This window comes from Streptomyces sp. AC558_RSS880, assembly GCF_019049255.1.
GTDB lineage: Bacteria > Actinomycetota > Actinomycetes > Streptomycetales > Streptomycetaceae > Streptomyces.
Window position 1 is genome coordinate 1 of the sequence record NZ_JAGMUJ010000079.1, and the last position, 16,398, is coordinate 16,398.

The window sequence follows — 16,398 nt, forward strand, 5'->3', positions numbered from 1 at the left end:
CGCCTCACCGGCGAGAGCACCATCTCCTGGCGCGACCCCGCAAAGCACCATCAACCACAGATTCCGGGATGAAACAACGGGAAAAAACGACCTCTAAGCGGGAACAAACAGGTACAGCGCCCAGAGGGTGTTGAGCAGCCCGAGGGCGAACGAGGTCGTTGCGTTGACCAGGGTCAGGGTCCACAGCCGGTCATCGCCGCGCACGTACCGCAGGCCCTCGCCGATCTCGCCGCGCAGCCGGCGGGTCTCCGGGCGGGCGCGGGCGGGTTCGGCGGTCTGGATGCGGGCGGTGCACACGGCGCTGATCAGGTAGGAGGCGACGTCGCCGAGCAGGGCCCGTGCAGGGCCGAGCAGCACGGTCAGCGCGGCGCCGAGGTGGCTTCCGGCGGTCGCGGCGACCGCGAACAGCGCGCCGACCCGGCTGTTGCTCCGCTGGATCAAGGACCGGTCGACGAGGCTGGGCAGCAGGCTGATGGCCGCCGCGTCGTGGAGCACGCTCGCCGCCCCCTGCACCACGGCGACGATCATGAGCTGCGTGAGGGTGAGGGTGCCCAGCGCGGCCGAGACCGGCACGGTGGCGAGCACCGTCGCGCTCACCAGGTCCCCGGCGATCATCTGCCGGCGCTTGGAGTACCGATCGGCGAGCGCGCCGGCATGCAGGGCGAGCAACGCGGGAGGGAGCTGTCCGAGGAACGCCAGCCAGGCGACCTGGGCGGTGGTCGCGTCCAGGTGGAGCACGGCCAGTACCGGCAGCGCCATCTGCGTGATCGAGCTGCCGGTCACGCTCGCGGCCTGGCCGGTCAGGTACCGGCGGAAGTCCCGGTGCCGCCACAGCGAAGTGCCGGCGGCGGAGAGGGACTCAGTGCAGGGCGGCACGGGGCACCTCCCTCGGCTCCGCCAGGAGCCCCCGCAGCACGTACCTGGACTCGGCCTGGGCCCGTCGGCCGGGTCCGCTACCGACGGGTGTGCTCACCCTGCTCACCAGCCCAGTTCGGAATAGGGGCGGCCTTCGGTGATCGCGGTGATGGCCGTGCGGGTGTAGGAGACGATCGGGTCCGGCAACTCGTTCCGCGGCCACCACTGCCAGGTCAGACACTTGTCGGACTCGCGAACCTCGGGGGTGCCCTCCCACCGGCGAGCTCGGAAGACGAGCTGCATCAGGGGCAGGCTGCCAGGGGCATCGACGACGTGGACGACGTGGACGAGCTCCACGTCCGCGGCGTCGATGACCAGCCCTGCTTCCTCCCACGCCTCGCGGACCAGGCAGGAGAGCGCGGATTCCTGCTCACACCGCCCGGCGAGGTAGTGCCAGGTGCCGCCCGCGTACTTCGAGTCGGGGTGCCGCAGGCCGAGAAGCACCCGGCCTTCGGCGTCTTCGAGGTGGAGGTGGACCCCGACGCCGTTCAGAACCGTCCGGCTGCCCCCGTCCCACACGGCAGGAGCCACGGCCGACCCGTTATCCGGGGGGTTCTCGGCCGCGTGCCGGCGAATCAGGGCCTGGGTGGCGGGGCTCAGGCGCAGCCGGTCCAGTTCGTCGGGCGTGAACCAGCGCAGCAGCACACCCTCGTGCAGCCGGATCCGGTCGGGGTTGCCACGCCACCGGCCGGCGAAGACCTGGACCGGGACGCTCAGGCCGTCGATGCTGGTCGCGGTCTCCACGGCGTAGGGCTTCACATCCTCGAGGCGGAGGTCGGGCACCTCCTCGGACAGCTCCCGCAGCAGGGTGCCCTCAAGGCTCTGGTCGTCGTGCGTGCGACCGCCGCCGAGAAGAGCGAACGCCCCCGACTCCCAGATGACGCCTGGCTTGTGGTCGCGCAGATGAAGCAGGTAGCGACCTTGTCCGTCGTGGATCAGCGCGGAAGCGTTCACAGGCTCCGGCCTGCCGTCCAGGCCCGCCGCGAGGAGTTTCGCGCGCAGTGTCGGCGAGGTGACCTCTGGCTGCGGGAGCCACCGGGCGCCGGATACCTCCTCGTCCTGCAGCGCGATCGTCGGCGGCTCCTCGTCGGCGAGGTAGAAGACGTAGCGGACGTCGTAGTGGCGGTGGGCCGGTTCCCCCTTGGAGGGGCTGGCATTGATGTCGATCGGAGAACCGAGCAGCTGCCGGGTCAGACACAGGGCGCCCGGCGGGACACCGGCTTCCTCCGCCACCTCGCGCAGCGCCGCAGCGAGCAGTGTGCGGTCGCCGGGCTCGATGTGGCCGCCGGGGGCGAGCATGAGACCGCCGGTGGCCCGGTGCCGGATGTGCAGGACCCGGCCCTGCCGGTCGATGACGACGGCGCTGCACGTGACGTGCCCGGGCAGTGTCGTCCGGGCGGTCGCGTCGACGGACCGGTCCAGCGCGGCGAGGAGCTCGGCCAGGGCGTCACGCTCGCCGGGGTGCCGGCCGAGGTACGCCTCGACGGTCCTGCGGATCGCGGTGGAGCTGGGTGGCATGGGCGTCGTCTCGCCTTCGATGTCAGGGGGCGGGCAGGCGGGGGAAAGAAGCTCCGGTGGTTCAGCTTGCCGTTCCGTGGCCGGACGGCTTGGCGCCTCGAGGGCCGGATACGCCGCCGGTCGACGGGGCGATTCCGTACTGGGGGCCGTCGGCGGTGAATATGCCCCGGTACAGGCCGCGCTTACGGGAGATCAGGTCCTCGTGGGTCTTGTCGCCGTCTGGTTCGACTGGCGTCAATGTGTTCCCCTCTCGTGGACGTGGTGGTGGCGTCGCCGTGCTCAACGACGCCGCACGTTTTCGAGCACCTGTTCCTTTCGGACGTGTTGTGCGCCCTGTGATCCAGCGGTTTTCCGAGGGTGCGCAGTGCATCGACCCTTGCCGCGCAAGGGCGTGCGGCTCGGGGGAGGTTGGCCGAAACGCCGACGTTCGGTCGCTGCGGCCGTCGGCTGTCAGCCAGCCCCCCTCGCTGGGACTTCGCCCTGTTCGCCCGGGGTGGACGGCAGGCCCAGGCGCAGCGTCATGACGGCGTGGTCGGTCAGCCCCGCTTCGCGGGCTTCCTGGTGGTAGTCGCAGGCCAGGATGCGCTCGGCGTGGGGTGTGGAGACGAAGAGATGGTCGAAGCGGAAGCCGTTGCCGCTGCGCCCGAACCAGGAATGGGCGGCCTCGTCGGGGTGGAGGTGGCGGAAGGCGTCGGTGAGGCCGGCGGCCCGGAACGAGTCGTAGAAGGCGTACTCCCACCCGCCGAACACCTTGTGCGGGGGCTGGTGGCCGCGCTCGATGACGTTGAGGTCCCCGGCCACGATGACGGGCATGTCCGGGAAGGCGGCGAGCAGCCGTGGCAGGCTCTCGGTGACCGCCTCCTGGAAGGCGCGCTTGGCGACGTTGCGCTGCTCCTTCGGGCCGCGGGAGGGCACGTACAGGCCCAGCACTCCGATGTCGTGGCCGCCGACGGCGACGCGAGCCGCCGGGGCGCGGTGGGGGGTGACGGTGACCGGGCTGGAGACGGGCCGGACGGCACTGGTGCGGCAGGCGATGACCGTGCGGTAGTCGGGCGTGGACGGCTGGGGGGCAATCACGGTGGCGTACCCGCGCTCGGTGAGCGCGGCGACGAGGGCGTCGCCGCCCTGAGTGGAGGACACCTCGGTAAGGACGGCGATGTCGGCGCCCTCCTGACCGGCGATCCATTCGGCCTGGCGGCGCGAGCGTTCAGCAGAGGCGTGCTGGGCGTTGAACAGCAGCAACCGCACGGCGTCGGTGGCCGGCTGGTGCGCGGGCTCGTCGGTGGCGAGCAGGGACAGCTGCTCAGAGGCAGGGTTCATCGGCCGGCTTCCTTCTCGTCCAGGAAGACCTCGGTGTTCGCGTCCAGGTTCTGCTGGAGACGGCCGAGGGCGTCTCGGACGAAAGCGAGCTCGTCGTCGGTCAGCGGCGTGCCAACGGCGCTCAGGTTCGCTTTGACCTGCTCGGGGCGGGTGAAGCCGACGAGGACGGCGGCGTTCTCGGCTCGCTGCAGACACACCTGGAGGGCGACGCGGGTCAGCGCGGCCGGGCTGTCGCCGAAGCGCTCGCGGAGCGGCCTCAGGCCGTCGGAGATGATCCGCAGTGCCTCGGGGGTGAACCACGCCTTGCGCAGCCGGTGGTCGCCGGGGGCGAAGACGGGCGGGTGGTCGGGGTCGTACTTGCCGGTGAGCAGGCCCTGGGCCAACGGCTTGTTGATCAGCACGCTGGCGCCGAGGGAGTCGGCGAGGGCGAAGATGTTCGGCCGGCCGGCGGCGGGCGGCGGGGTCAGGGCGTTGAAGCGGGCCGCGAGGTAGTCGGGGCGGATCTGCTCGGCGAGGTAGGCGAACCGGGCGTACTTGTCGCCGCGCTGGTCCTTGGCGACGGTGACCCGTTCGGTGGCGTGGCGGTGGGGGCCGCGCATCCCGACGGCGGTGACCAGGCCTTGGCGCTGGAAGTCGCGCATCTGGGCGACGGCCTCCTCCAGGTAGCGGTCGTCGGGCCCGAAGTCTGCGTTGTGGAAGAAGTAGATGTCGAGACGGTCGGTGCGCAGGTTCTCCAGGCTCGTCTCGAGCTGGCGGCGCATGGCCGAGGGGAGGTAGGCGTGCCGGGCGGTGCCGCGGTGGTAGCCGACCTTGGAGGACAGCACCACGGTGTCGCGGGGGACGGTGGCGACGATGTCGCCGATGATCCGCTCGGAGTGCCCGTGCCCGTACACGTCGGCGGTGTCGATGAGGTTGGCGCCGAGCTCGTAGGCGGTCTCCAGGCCGCGGCGGGAGGCGGCGTCGTCGGCCGTGCCCCAGCCCATCGGCAGCCCGAGGTTGTTGTCGGCACCGCCTACGGCCCAGGCGCCGATCCCGATCGGATGAACGGACAAGCCGCGGGCGAGCGTGCGGTGTGCGGGGGAAGTCGGAGCGCTCACAGGAATTACCTCTTACCTCTCAATTAGTAGCAAACACTGATGAATCGCGTGCGGGAGTGAGTATGGTGCCTCGCGTGACGACACAACCTCCCTTCACCGAACTTGACTTGAACGCGATCGCTGAACGGCGGTGGGTCGACCGCGGCGACTTCACCGACGCCGAGTTCGACCGCGCCCGCGCCTTCTACGAGGAGATGCGCGTCCACGACGACCGCCTGGAGCGGGTGCGCGCCGAGGCGGCCGCGATGATCATGGAGTGGGCCGGGCACAAGCCGCGCGACGTCGGCTCCTTCGGCACCCGGCTGAACCTGGAGAGCTCCGACCTGGACCTGGGCATCGGCTACCCGGTCGAGGACCGCGACCGCCTGCGCGAGGTCCTGGAGCCCCACACCACGTTCCTGGGCGAGCGCAAGACCCGCTTCTCCACCTCGCGGCTGGTGTTCTCCTTCACCCTGGACGGCATCGAGATCGATCTGAGCGCGCTGACGGTCGAGGACTACGCCGTCGCCTGCCGGATGCTCGACCAGATCGACACGACCATGACGCTGGACGAGCGCATCGCCCACACCTGGGTCAAGCACCTGCTGCGCAGCTCGGGCCGCACCGACGAGTACGCGGCCTGGAAGCTGACGACGTACGCCCGCTTCTGCCCGGAGTTCAACTGGGTGCCGATCCCGGAGAAGACCGGCGCCTGAGCACGGGGTGCCGGGCGCCCCGCCCGCAACGCGGTTGCGGGGCACCCGGGCCCTGGCCGGGCGCTCACGCACAGGACTCGCCCGCGTTGATCAGCTCCCAGCTCGTCGCCGACGTCCACCGGCCGTGCTCCCGGGCGAGGGTGGCCGCGTGCTCACCGGACAGGTGGCGGCCGACCTCCGCCGCGGTGGTGGCCATCCGGTCGCGCAGCATCCCGGCCCGCGCCTCCAGCGTCGTCTCGATGCGCGCGGACAGGGCCGTCTCGTGCTCGGGCCGCTCGAGGTCGTACTGCTCGATGGCGTCGATCACGTCGCCGAGGACCTCGTAGGCGGCGTCCTTCAGCACCACACGCGCCTGCCGGACGGCGTGCCGGGGCGGGCCGTCGAGGACCTTCTCCAGGCTCTTGAAGGTGTAGTCGAGGGCGAAGTGGCGGTCCACCCACCGCTGCGCCCACCCGCTGGCGACGCCGATGCGCCAGTCCCGGTAGCGGCAGGCGACGCGGCCCATAAGCGGCTCCGGCTGCCCAGTGAGCCCTTCGGCGGTCGCCTGCCGGGTGTAGGCGGCGCCGATCAGGCACTCCATGCTGACGAGCATGTAGCTGATCCCGGTGTGCAGCGGCCGGCCGGTGGTGTGCGCGGCCACCCACTCCTCGTCGCGTACGCCGCGGACGATCTCGCGCGGGCCCAGGCCGGGCTGAGGCCGCAGCAGCAGATCGGTGCGCCCCTGGAAGGCGTGGGTGGCCTTCAGCTCGCCCAGGCTCATGAGCGGGTCGAAGGTGATGTACGTGTACCGGGTGGGGACGTCGAGCGCGGACAGGGTGCGGATCGCCAGGGCGTTCTGCTCGGCGGTCGTCTCCTTGTTGAAGCGAGTCAGGATCGAGTCGACGCCCGACTCCACGCCGAACAGCATCCGCCGAAGGCCCAGGTCGACCAGGGTGCGCCACATGCGGGCCCGCTCGACGTGCCACGCCTCGCCTTGGTCGGTGCGCACGGTCTGGTCGATTCGGCAGCTGGACTCCCAGGCGAACCCGGCCTCGTGCAGGGTGCGCGCGAGGTCCAGAACCCGGCTGACGGCGTCGTCGCCCGCGCCGATGATCTCCTCGTCGACCAGGTAGAGGGTGCGGGAGATGCCGGGGTGGCGGTCGAAGACCTGGCCCAGTTCGTCCAGGATCCACGGCAGCTGCCCGGGAGCGGCGCCCGCCCACAGGCCCTTGTGGCCGCGCGGGCAGAAGGAGCAGGTGTTGGTGCAGCCGCGGCTGGTCTCGAGCTGGGCGACGCCGTGGTGGATGAAGGTGGCCGGCAGCAGGTCGAGCTCGGGCAGGATGTCGCTGGCGGTGTCGCGGGCGACGGGCTTGGCGGTGCGGCGCCGGCCGATGGCCATGCCGCCGCCACGGGCGGCGCCGGTGTAGCCGATGCCGGGTATCTCCTCGCGCGGGATGTCGCCGTGCCAGTGGGCCAGGACACCCTCGATGGTGGCCTCGCCGCCGCCGCGGGCGACGAGCAGGTCGGGGTAGCGCTCCAGCAGCAGCCGTTCGTTGCGGGCGGTGAGGCTTCCGCCGGCCACCACCAGCGGCGGTGTGGGCAGGGCGAAGGCCGCGTCCAGGAGCTGGAGCATCAGGTCATGCTGGCCGAACGTCGCCGAGATGCCGACGATGTCCGGCGCCCCGGTGGTGAGCTGCTTGAGCAGGTCCTCCAGCGTGACGCCTAACTGCATGTCGGACAGGGTGACCGTGCCCATGAGGGTGGAGCGGGCCGCGCGGGCCACGTCGCTGATCCCCAGGGGGAAGCGCGGTAGCGGAAAGAACTCCGGGTGGTACAGGGCCATCAGGTGCACGTCCGGCCGGGTCAGCCGGTATACGGCGGTCTCGGTCAGCTCGGCGTGCGACAGCCAGGAGTCCCGCGTGTCCAGCCGTAGGTGCCCCTCGCTCCACCGCGGCCAGTGGCGGGAGGCGTGTTCGGCGCCGGACAGGTCGGCCGCGACCCACCCGCCGTTCGGGCGTTCCAGGAGCAGCAGGCGCCGGTCCAGGGTGCCGCTCACCCTCACCCGCCCCGGCGTGCCCTCCAAGTGGGCCTGCAGGCGGGCCCGCAGGTCGTTGGGGGAGGTGAGCAGGGAGGCAAGGGCAGCCCGGTCGGTAGCGGTCAGCGGGCGGCTGGCGGGGTGTGCGGTGATGACGGCGCGGGCCAGCCGGTCCAGTGCCGCAGTGGTGGTGTCGGTCATGTAGGAGGGTCCTTTTGGGCAGGGCCTACCGGCCCCCGGGGTGTGCAGGCGGTCCCCGGGGGGTGGGCGGGCGGTGTTCGGGATGCGGTCAGGTGGTGCTGGACGGCTCCGATGCGGTGGTGGGGCCGGCGGCCTGGGCCCGGCACCAGGCGGCCAGGTCGGTCGGGGTGCCCAGGAGCCGGTCGGGTCCGGCGTTGGTGAGGTCCTCACGGCTCGCGTAGCCGTAGGCGACGGCGATCGCGGTCAGACCGGCGGCGTGGGCGTGGCGGACATCGCTGCCGGTGTCTCCGACGTACGCCGTCGCTCCCCACCGGGTGCGCAGGTCGCGGAGCTTGTCGGTCTTGCTGCCCGGCTCGTCGCGGGAGAGCAGGACCCGGGGCATCGCCTCCGTGGTGAGGGTGCGGGCGAGGAGGGTGCGGACGGTGGTGTGGTGGCTTCCGGTGACCACGGTGTATCCCGGCCCGGCGGCCAGGCCGGCCAGCGGGCCGGCCAACTCGGGGATGACGCCGTGCGGTTCACCGGCGGCGGCCCGGGCGGTCAGCTCGGCGTGCCGCTTCCAGAACCGCTCGGCGATCTCGAAGTCGACCCAGCGGGTCAGCGAGGCGCTCAGCACGCCCTGGTAGACGAGCGGCAGGTCGCCGGGCCCGGCCAGGTCGGGCAGTGCCCACAGCTCCATCTCCTGGCGGGCGTCCTGGTAGCAGCGCCAGGCCCGGGCGCGGGAGTCGTGCAGGACACCGTCGAAGTCGAACACCAGCATCAGCTCACCTCGCCCAGCGTCACGACCGGTACACCGCACCAGGCCAGCAGTTCGGGGCGGGGCAGCAGCCAGGCGAGGTCTCCCAGCGCGGCCCGGTCCCGGTCCCAGGCCGACGGCGCCTGGAGCGGGGCGAGCAGCAGCACGTCGCCTTCGCGTACCGGCTGGATACGGCCCTCGGCCCAGCGGGCGACAGCCTTCAGCGCCATCTGCGTCTCCTCACCCGTCGGGCCGGGGCCACTCGGGCGGGCGACGGTGCCGCCGAACGGCAGCCGGGGCTGCACCAGAGCCCCGGGCGGCTCCTGCCACCGGTGCACGACACCAGACACGGCCGTCTCCGGGCCGCCGGCTAGGTCACTCAGGACGCCCCGCACAGCCTCGGCCGCCTGGGACATGCCGCGCTGCAGCCGGTACGCCTCCACGGCGGTCTCGGCCGCCCGCTGCGGGTTGTAGGTCCGCGGCAGCTGCGCGCCCCGCGCCGTCCCGTAGCACAGCAGCGCGACGGCGAGCGGCGCGTACCAGGTCCTGCTGCCGGGCAGGCGGCGGGCGAGACGGTCGGCGACGGTGTCCAGGCTGCTGCCGAACGAGACGCAGAGCGCGGCCAGATCGAGCAGCGGGGTGAGCAGCTCGTTGTCGCGACGGTACGGGTGGGCGAGGTGCCCGGTCTTGCGCAGGCGTCCAGCGTCGTCGAGGAACCACTTCTCCGCCTCGCACCGATTGTCCGGCAGCGCCGGGGCCAGCGCGGACAGCAGCTGCAACATTTGCGCGGCGGCCGGCGCCGCCTCTACGCCGTCCGTTCCGGTCAGGGCCCGGGCCACCGTCTGCAGGACCGCGGGCATGGGCCCGCCGGGTACCTCGGATTCCACAGGGAGCTGCCGGGCGCGGGTAAGGACGTAGTCCATCGCCTCCTCCAGCTTCCTGAGCGGCGGCTGGGCGCCGAGGGGAGCGGTGGGGGCGAGGTCCTCGCTGACCACGAGCGCGGGCGCCACGGCGAGCGTGGCCGGGACCACCGGGCTGCGCACCGCCGTGGCCGCGGTCCGGGCGGCGTCGCCGAAGATCCCGGGTGGCACCCATCCGACGACCGCGTGCCGAAGGCCCGCGGCAGTGCGCAGCCGGACGGCGGCCCGGGCCGGGGAGCGACGCCGCACGCCCGGCCACGGAGCCAGGGCGGAGTTCTCCCGCCCGGGCACGAGACCGTCCACCACCGGTGCCGACCCTGCGTCCAGCCAGTCGGCGTGCGCGGTCAGGTAGGCGGACAGGGCGTCCGGTTGGAGGCGGCGGGTGGACTGCCACTGCTCCCGCGGCAGCACGGTGACCGCGATCCCCTCCTGGAGCAGTCCCTGCACGTCGGCGGCGTCGAAGACGGGCACCAGCACCTCGCCGCCGGCCGGCCCCGGCACGTCCCGGGCGAGGGAGAGCAGGGTGCGGCCGGTCAGCGGCGGGTCGTCCACGAGCAGCACCCGCCGGTCCCGGACATCCGGGTTCTCGCCGGGCCGCACGCTCGTCACCCGCACATCCACGCCCGCGGCCTCGAGCCGGGCGGCGACCAGCGGCGCCAGATACGCCCCGCCGGTGCGCACCCCCGCGACGAGAACCCGCCCGGCGTCCCGCCGGGCCCCCAGCCACGCTTCGGCCAGGGCGAGGGCGTCCTGCCACTCCACGCCCTGAACGGCCAGGGACGCCGGCAGCCGCACGAGGGAAGCGTCCCTGGTCAGCCGGTTGGGGATGCGGTCGAACTCGGACGTAATGAGGGTGTCCTCGCCGGCCGCGAGCCGCCGGGCGGCGCGGAACGTCATGTCCCGCAGCACCCGCGCCCCGGACGTGCCGGTGTCGCAGCAGCGGATCCACAGCGCAGCCAGCGACTCGTAGCAGCGCAGCGCCTCCATCGGCTGCCCCGCCCGGTCCTCAAGGGACCGGGCGAGGTGGGCGATGGTCAGCGGCCGGATGACCCCGCTGGTCATGCGGTTGCCTCGCGGCAGGCCACGGCGTGCACGAGGCGGCCCAGCTCCCGGTACGGGCTGCGGCTGGAGGCGGCCCACTCGGTCTCGAGCGCCGCCTGGTACTCCTCCTCGGTGGGCTTCCAGTCGGTGCGGTGGTCGTGGAAGATTCGCACGCCCTGCCACGGAAGGGGGGTGAGTTCGTTCGCGCGGGCGAGGTCGTCCAGGTGGTCGGGGGTGTCGCCGCGGGTGGTGATGCCGAGGTTGCCGACGCTCGCGGCCTGCCCGCTCTCGATCTGCGCCCGGGCCGACGCGTAGTCGCCGGACAGCGCCTCGCGTACCCCCACGGCGAGCTGGTTCTTCGTCAGGACGCTGAGGATGCCGCCGTCGGCGACGAGCCGGGCGAGGTGAGCGATGGGGGCGACGGAGTCGGCCAGGTACATCACGACGCCGTGGCAGACCACCGCGTCGAAGGAGGCGTCGTCGAACGGCAGGGTGTAGATGTCGCCCACGGACAAGGTCACCCGCTCGGCGATCTCCGGGTCGGCGGTGATCCGCTTGGCGGCGGCCTCGAGCATGCCGGGCGACTTCTCCACGCCGGTCACGTGGTGTCCGGCGGCCGCGAGGCGCAGCACCATCTCGCCGTCGCCGCATCCGACGTCCAGGACGCGGGCGGGACGCTCGCCGAGCTCGGCGAGGACCCGGCGCGCGGTGATGTCGTGCCGCAGCCGGCCGCGGCCGCCGCTGGAGTACGCGGCGTAGCCGGTGCCGACGGCTGCGAAGTCAGAGGAGGGCACTGTGCTCATGAGTTGAACTCCTTGTTGAGGGTGGGCCAGTGTTCGACGAGGAAGCGGAACGAGGGGTAACGGCCTCCGGTGGACAAGGCTTCGCCGACCGCTCCGGAGGGGGTGAAGGTGCCGGTGCGGATGGCTTGGCGGATACGGACCAGGCGCGGGATCCGGGCGGCAAGCTGCGGCACCCGTGCCCGGGCGTCGGCGGCTGGCAGCCAGGCGGCCAGCTGCTGCGGGCGCATCTCCTCCCACACCACAACGTCCGCGATCCCGCCGCCCAGGCGTACGGCAAGGAAGTGCGGCACCGCGGTCGTCGCGGGCGACGGGCCGCGGTGGCCGAGTGTGGTGACGGTGCCGGGGTAGCCGGTGCGCAGGGCGGTGAGGTGGTCGGCGAAGACGGCGCTGAGGTTGCAGGCCAGGCAGCCGCACCGCGACCGGACGCCGGTGAGGTCGTCGAGGGTGAAGATCCGTTCAGCCACGTCCGCCGCCGGCGGCCGGGCCGTACAGGCGGTAGTAGTCGTCGACGATGCCCGCCTCGGCCAGGATCAGGTTGGTCGCGGCGACGTTGTGTCCGGGCCGCAGCCGCTCGTCGGCGCGGGCCAGGGCCACCGCGCCGACCGCGAGCCCGGCCAGGACCAGGTCGACGTAGCGGTTGGACAGGGACTCGGCGTAGTGGAAGTTGATCGGCATGCCGTGCCCGAGGACGACGATTTCGGGGCCGCCGGCGAGCTCGTAGCCGGTGCCGAGTACGCCCCGGTCCGTCACCGCGGTGCTGCCTGCGCGCAGCTCGTCGAGGTCGAACTCGAAGTTCCGGCTGGTGGTGCTGACCAGATACGACCGCTCAGGCAGGAGCCGGGCCTCGCGCGCGCCGAAGCTGCGGCTGCCGACGCAGCCGATGACCAGCCGCGGCCGGTGCGTACGCACCAGCTGCTCCAGCGACCGGCCGGTGAGGAACCCTTCCTCGTGCGCTGCGACCAGGCGGGTGATGTCGGAGTCGAACACCGCGACTCGCATCCGCCGGTTCTCCAGGACGCGGGCGACCTCGTGTCCGATCCGGCCGAAGCCGAGCACGAGCGCGGCCTGGCCCTCCAGCTTCTCGTCCGGCAGGAGCCGCAGGGTGTTGCGGACGGCCGCGTCCGCGATGCCGTACGACTCGATCATGGACTTCATATCGCTCTCAGCCACGCTGAACAGCGGCAGCGGCAGGTCGAGCCCTTCCACCTTGCGGATGCCGGAGGTGGTCTGCTCCACCAGCCCGACGAAGTGACCAGCCTGCCCGGGCAGTTCACGAAGCACGGTGGGCATCACGTAGCCGCCGTCGTCCATGACCACGGTGCGCTTGCCCGCAGCGGCAACGCGCCCGATGTGGTCCTCGATTCCCGCGCGCAGGTCCCGGTAGCGCCACACCGCGATGCCGTTCCGCTGCACCAGGTGCGCGTCCACCCGGTGGGTGTGCGCGTAGGGGTACTCCTTGTCGATCACGGTCATGTGCCCCGGGTCCACACCGAGGGCGAGCAGGCTGTCGACCAGGACGAGGAAGTCGCGCATGTGGTGGATTGTCAGCAGCACGCCGACGCCGGACAGTGGCTTGTCGGGCCACCGGTTGGTCAGTCGGCTCGTCAGCGGCAGCTCGGACACGGCCGCGGCGACCTCGGTGGCGGTGAACGGCAGGTGCCGTGCGGCCACGAAGAACGCCTTAGCCGCGGCCGGGGTGCCCTGCTCGAACGTCGCGACGATCCGATGGGTGTGCGCGGCGGCCGCGGCCGGGTCCGCAGGGGTGGCCAGCGTCAGCCGGGCGCGGCCGCCGTCGGTGAGTGCGCACCGCCACGACGCCGAGGCCTCGTCCCAGTCCATGCTCTGCACGTCGGGGCTGACGGAGATGCGGGCGGCGAGTTCACCGGCCAGGTGGCGGGCCTCGTCCTGGGTGGCGACGATGTCGACCGCGTGGACGAGCGGCGGTTTCACGGATGCGGGCATGGACGCCCTCCTGTCAGGGGTGGTGGATCAAGGGATGCCCGGGTCTCAGCGCTTGCCGGGAAGGATGAAGGTGCGGCAGCGGCCGGTGACGCGCATGCCGGAGGCGACGAAGTCGGCCGGGTCCTGCCGCGTTACCGCGCGCACGGTCGCGACCTGCCGTTCGGCGGCCAAGGTGTGCGCCTGGGCGATCAGCCGGCCGCGGATCTCCGCGTCGGCGGCCCACACCTCGGCCAGCAGCAGCTCGCTGCCGGTGGCGTTCCGCTGGACCAGGGCCAGCAGGAGCGACCCGGTCGGCGGGTCGAGCAGTAACGTCTTGGCGCTGAACCGTGCGTCGTCCCGCCACCGCGGCAGCGTCGACGTGGCGAACGACGACTCCAGGCCAGCGAACCGGCGCGCGGCCGCGGCAACGTATGCCTCCAGACCGGTGATGTCGGCGGCGGTGACGGCACTGGGCCCGCCCGTGGACGGGGTGCCGTGCAGCACAGTGATGGTGTCCAGCACTTCCCACCCGGACCGGGTGAAGAAGTCGGTCGCGCCGTCCCGATCGACGGGCACATCCGTGGTCACCAACGGCCACTCCGCCGCCTCCACCACCGTCTGCAGCAGCCTCCGGCCCAGCCCTGCTCGGCGTGCCGATGGCTCCACGATCGGACCCCACAGCCGCGCCCTCACCTCACCGGGCTCCGGACGCCGCACGGCACACCAGCCGGCGACCTGCCGTCCGTCCCGGGCCACCGCGAGTACGGGCGGCGTGCCGGTCAGAGCGTTCGTCAGCCGCGAGCGCACGAGGGAGGTGCTAACCGGCCGGTCGTCGCTGTACCCGCTGATGCACCGCTGAGCCAGGACCGCGAGCTCCTCACACACGTCGCCATCAAGGCTCGGGAGCAGGTCGATCTGAAGGGATCGGGGGTCATTCATGCGGCGGGCCTTCCTACGAGCCGGACGGGCGAGGCGGATAAGGAGGCGAGGTGATGCCGGCGCAGATGCTGTGCCTGCTCGCCGTGGGGAGGAAGGCCGACCTGGGCGCGGCGGCGGTCGAGGGTGTCCGGCTCGGCGACCGGCAGGAGCTCCAGACGGCCACCCGGTCCGTCGGGCCGGTAGACGTACTGCGTGCCGTACAGCTGCGGTCGGCCGCTGGTGACGAGAACCCGGTCCTGCACGTGGGCCCACTGGGCAGGCGTCGCCTCGCCTCGCTGCGCTGCCTCGCGCAAGGCGGCGAGGAACCGGCTCTGAAGCTGGCGGTCCTGGTCGGCGTGGACGGCGATGGCGACCGCGGCCCGGCATCCGTTCTCACCGACCTGGGACCGTCCCGGCCAGCCGTGCCGGGCAACGATCTCCCCCAGGAAGAGGGCGTTGTCGGCGTCGGTCTTCCGGGCCGCCGCAAGCGCATCCGCAGGCGCGGAGGCCCGGCGGTGGGCAGGCGTCCGCCACGACTCCCTCGCAGTGTCGGCCCGCATGGTCAGGTCGCGGCCGACGGCGGGCCAGTTGGGCGGCTTTCCGGGCGTAGTCATCGTGATGTGCCTGCCTCTCGATCGGTCCGGCAGTCAGAGTTCGGTCTCGGCACGCACCAGCCACAGCCCGCCCGCCCGAGCGGTGATCGAGCGCAACTGCGCCTCGTAGATTCGGTCGATGGGGGATACCAAGGTCCGACTGACGGCCACGACGCCGCGGACGGGCGAGGCCAGGTCGGCGAGGAGGCGCAGCGCGCGGGCGTATCCGCACCGCAGGGTGGGGTCGTCGCCGTCCCTGTGGCCGTCGAGCGTGTCGACGATCCGGTCGGTGACGGTGAAGGAGTGGAGGGTGGCGTGTCCCTGGGCGGCTGCGAGGTCGCCGTGCGGGTCCAGGTCTGCACGGGTTAGGGCGTACAGGACCACGTACGGCGGCCCGTCGACGTGCCGCAGTGCGGCCTGATTGATGGCGGCCCTCTGCCGGGCGAGAGCCAGCGCTCCTGCGGGGCGCCACGGCGGCACGGGTGCGGGGCGCTGGCCGCGGGCCCGAGGCGTGAGGGTCCGGACGCCGTCGGGCGGCTGCAGGCGCGACAGCGGGTCGGCAGCGGCAGACAGGGTGGGTGCATGGGTGCTCATCGGGCGCTCACCTCCGGCAAGGGAAGCGCGTCGTCAGCAGCGGAGATCGCCACGGTGGGAGCGGGGCGCGGCTCGGCGCGCAGTCGCAGAGGCGTGACGCGTTCGCCGTCGGCGCGGCGGACAGGCGGCAGGTCTTCCCATCCGAGATCACGCAGCAGGGCCAGCAGCGTCGCGCGGGTCTGGGAGGCGGCCGGGACCTCGCACCAGACCCACTCCAGGCCGTGCTGTGCCGCGTGGTTGGCGAGCCACAGCGTGAGCAGTCGCGCCGCCTGGTCGTCGTGTCCCGGCACCGGCGGGACCAGGGACACCCAGATCCCAGGGCCCGGGCAGTCGCGGCTCCAGTGCGGCAGGTCCGCGCCGGGGTGCACGACGAGACATCCGGCGAGTTCGCCTTCGTCGTAGAGGCCGGTGACGGTGGCCTGCGACCGGATGAGGGCGACCAGCTGATCAGCAGGATGGTCGATGCCTTGCTCGGCGAGTCTGCGGGTGGTCTCCTGGGCGAGTGCCGCAGCCTCGGCTCTTGCCGCGCCGGTGCGGACCGGAAGCATCGCGTACGCCGGTGGACCGACAGTGGCCATCACGCTGCTCCTGCCGTGGCCGTGGCCGCGGCGGGCACGGGCTGGCTGCGGAGGCGGGGCGGGGCAGTGTCTGTGAGGATGCCCCAGGCGCGGGCCAGGCCGACGAGGTGGACCGCGTTGTGGGCGCCCGCCTTGGCTACGACGGCGTCGATCTCCGCGCGCACGTCGTCGGCGCGCACTCCGATCGCCTCACCGATGTCGCTGTTGAGGGTGTGCTCGGCGACCGCGCGGATGACCTGCCAGTCGTGCTCGGTGAACTCCGGTGCCGGCCCGGTGGTGGAGGGCGGCGGTACTTCCCGAGCCGTGGGCAGGGCGTGGGTGAGGACGGCGCGCGAGGAGTTCGGGCGGTCGAGCTTGCGGCGGGCAGCGGCGAGGTGGCTGGCCACCGTGAACACGGTCAAGTTGACTTGGCGGGCTATCAGTTGGTTGGAGGCTCCGTAGACGAGCCGTGCGGCGACGCGCTGCTGGTCGTGGGTGAGGAGGGCGGGCGAGGTGTCGGTGGTGGTCATCGTCGGTC

The 16,398-nt window shown here is 72.5% G+C and carries 16 protein-coding genes; 1 reads left to right on the forward strand and 15 read right to left on the reverse strand.

All coding sequences use genetic code 11. The features are described from left to right. Positions 1 to 93 precede the first annotated feature (93 nt). From KUM38_RS24065 to KUM38_RS24080, 4 genes are all read right to left on the reverse strand, one after another. A complete protein-coding gene (locus KUM38_RS24065; RefSeq protein WP_217131516.1) occupies positions 94 to 876 on the reverse strand; it encodes an MFS transporter in 783 nt (260 codons plus the stop codon). A 102-nt stretch (positions 877 to 978) separates the two neighbouring features. Continuing rightward, entirely contained in the window at positions 979 to 2,433 is a 1,455-nt protein-coding gene (locus tag KUM38_RS24070) for an NUDIX domain-containing protein (RefSeq protein ID WP_217131517.1), read from the reverse strand. A 450-nt stretch (positions 2,434 to 2,883) separates the two neighbouring features. Then, entirely contained in the window at positions 2,884 to 3,753 is an 870-nt protein-coding gene (locus KUM38_RS24075) for an endonuclease/exonuclease/phosphatase family protein (RefSeq protein ID WP_217131518.1), read from the reverse strand. Continuing rightward, positions 3,750 to 4,805: an aldo/keto reductase gene (locus KUM38_RS24080; RefSeq protein WP_254397674.1), complete on the reverse strand. Its 1,056-nt coding sequence runs from the start codon at positions 4,803 to 4,805 to the stop codon at positions 3,750 to 3,752. The genes KUM38_RS24075 and KUM38_RS24080 overlap by 4 nt, the downstream gene beginning before the upstream one ends. Before the next feature lie 152 nt (positions 4,806 to 4,957). On the opposite strand from KUM38_RS24080, the gene KUM38_RS24085 reads away from it, so the two are divergent. Continuing rightward, the gene (locus tag KUM38_RS24085; RefSeq protein WP_254397675.1) at positions 4,958 to 5,545 is read left to right on the forward strand and encodes a hypothetical protein; all 588 of its coding nucleotides are present in this window, start codon (positions 4,958 to 4,960) and stop codon (positions 5,543 to 5,545) included. Positions 5,546 to 5,609: 64 nt separating this feature from the next. Here KUM38_RS24085 and KUM38_RS24090 read toward each other — a convergent pair whose 3' ends face one another. The 11 genes from KUM38_RS24090 to KUM38_RS24140 form a co-directional block, all read right to left on the reverse strand. After that, entirely contained in the window at positions 5,610 to 7,760 is a 2,151-nt protein-coding gene (locus tag KUM38_RS24090) for a radical SAM protein (RefSeq protein ID WP_254397676.1), read from the reverse strand. 88 nt (positions 7,761 to 7,848) lie between these two features. Further along, positions 7,849 to 8,517, reverse strand: a complete 669-nt coding sequence (locus KUM38_RS24095) for an HAD family hydrolase (RefSeq protein ID WP_217131521.1) — start codon at positions 8,515 to 8,517, stop codon at positions 7,849 to 7,851. Continuing rightward, positions 8,517 to 10,475: a phosphoribosyltransferase family protein gene (locus KUM38_RS24100; protein ID WP_217131522.1), complete on the reverse strand. Its 1,959-nt coding sequence runs from the start codon at positions 10,473 to 10,475 to the stop codon at positions 8,517 to 8,519. The genes KUM38_RS24095 and KUM38_RS24100 overlap by 1 nt, the downstream gene beginning before the upstream one ends. Next, the gene (locus KUM38_RS24105) at positions 10,472 to 11,257 is read right to left on the reverse strand and encodes a class I SAM-dependent methyltransferase (protein ID WP_217131523.1); all 786 of its coding nucleotides are present in this window, start codon (positions 11,255 to 11,257) and stop codon (positions 10,472 to 10,474) included. Before KUM38_RS24105 ends, KUM38_RS24100 begins: the two co-directional genes overlap by 4 nt. Further along, entirely contained in the window at positions 11,254 to 11,721 is a 468-nt protein-coding gene (locus tag KUM38_RS24110; RefSeq protein WP_217131524.1) for a hypothetical protein, read from the reverse strand. The genes KUM38_RS24105 and KUM38_RS24110 overlap by 4 nt, the downstream gene beginning before the upstream one ends. Continuing rightward, positions 11,714 to 13,219 carry an NAD(P)-dependent oxidoreductase gene (locus tag KUM38_RS24115; protein ID WP_217131525.1) on the reverse strand — a complete coding sequence of 502 codons (1,506 nt, stop codon included), beginning with the start codon at positions 13,217 to 13,219 and terminating at the stop codon, positions 11,714 to 11,716. The genes KUM38_RS24110 and KUM38_RS24115 overlap by 8 nt, the downstream gene beginning before the upstream one ends. 45 nt (positions 13,220 to 13,264) lie before the next feature. Further along, entirely contained in the window at positions 13,265 to 14,137 is an 873-nt protein-coding gene (locus tag KUM38_RS24120; protein WP_217131526.1) for a GNAT family N-acetyltransferase, read from the reverse strand. Continuing rightward, a complete protein-coding gene (locus KUM38_RS24125; RefSeq protein ID WP_217131527.1) occupies positions 14,134 to 14,730 on the reverse strand; it encodes a DUF6624 domain-containing protein in 597 nt (198 codons plus the stop codon). Before KUM38_RS24125 ends, KUM38_RS24120 begins: the two co-directional genes overlap by 4 nt. Positions 14,731 to 14,763: 33 nt before the next feature. Then, a complete protein-coding gene (locus KUM38_RS24130; RefSeq protein WP_217131528.1) occupies positions 14,764 to 15,303 on the reverse strand; it encodes a hypothetical protein in 540 nt (179 codons plus the stop codon). Then, entirely contained in the window at positions 15,300 to 15,881 is a 582-nt protein-coding gene (locus KUM38_RS24135; protein ID WP_217131529.1) for a hypothetical protein, read from the reverse strand. Before KUM38_RS24135 ends, KUM38_RS24130 begins: the two co-directional genes overlap by 4 nt. Beyond that, positions 15,881 to 16,390, reverse strand: coding sequence for a helix-turn-helix transcriptional regulator (locus KUM38_RS24140; RefSeq protein WP_217131530.1), 510 nt, complete (start codon positions 16,388 to 16,390; stop codon positions 15,881 to 15,883). Before KUM38_RS24140 ends, KUM38_RS24135 begins: the two co-directional genes overlap by 1 nt. Between the last annotated feature and the right edge of the window lie 8 nt (positions 16,391 to 16,398).